The organism is Streptomyces sp. RP5T (genome assembly GCF_003933965.1).
Lineage (GTDB): Bacteria > Actinomycetota > Actinomycetes > Streptomycetales > Streptomycetaceae > Streptomyces.
The window spans coordinates 1-868 of record NZ_RSAJ01001188.1; the positions used below are offsets into that span (position 1 = coordinate 1).

An 868-nucleotide genomic window follows, 5' to 3' on the forward strand; every position below is an offset into this window, starting at 1 on the left:
CCCCCGGCCCGCGCCGCGGGAGCGCTGGACCACGCCCTGGCCCTCCTCCTCGCCGGCACCCGCCTCGCGAGGGCCTACCGGGTGATCGCCCGCAAGGAGCCGTCAGCCCCGTAGGACCGTCGCCTGCCCCGCCACCACCAGCACGACCTGTTCGCACTCGCCCGCGAACGCCGCGTTCAGCCGCCCCAGTTCGTCCCGGTACCGGCGCCCGGACGCGGTGGCCGGCACGATCCCCGACCCCACCTCGTTCGACACGGCCACCACGGTCCGCCGGGTCTCCCGCACCGCCTCCGTCAACTCCCGGATCCGCGCCCGCAGTTCGCGCTCCCCGCCGTCGGCCCACTCCGCGTCGTCCCACGCCCCCACGGCGTCCATCGCGTCCGTCAGCCACAGCGACAGACAGTCGACCAGCAGCGGCGCCCCCTCGTCCTTCAGCAGCGGCACCAGGTCGCACGTCTCCGTCGTACGCCACGACCCGGGCCGCCGCTCCCGGTGGGCGGCGACCCGGGAGGCCCACTCGGTGTCGCCGCCCCGCGAGCCGCCGGTGGCCACGTACAGCACGTCGGGGAACGCCTCCAGCCGCCGTTCGGCCTCCACCGACTTCCCGGACCGCGCCCCGCCCAGCACCAGCGTCCGCCGCGGCACGTCCGGTACGTCCTCGTAGGCCCCGACGGCCAGCGTCGTCCCGTCGGGCACGGTCCGCGCCCCGGCAGCGGCCAGTTGCCGCCGCAACTCGGCGCCGGGCGGCACGTCGTGGTCCACGTGCACCGCGACCACGTCGGTCGTGGGCCCCACCGCCCCCACCGCCCGCAGCCGGGCGAGCGCGTCCGGCCGCCGGACGACATCGGCGAGCACCATGTCGTATGAC

The 868-nt window shown here is 77.0% G+C and carries 1 protein-coding gene; it reads right to left on the bottom strand.

The features are described from left to right. Window positions 1-102: 102 nt before the first annotated feature. A partial coding sequence (locus EHS43_RS45310; protein ID WP_148104376.1) for a bifunctional adenosylcobinamide kinase/adenosylcobinamide-phosphate guanylyltransferase occupies window positions 103-868 on the bottom strand: 766 nt, incomplete at its 5' end.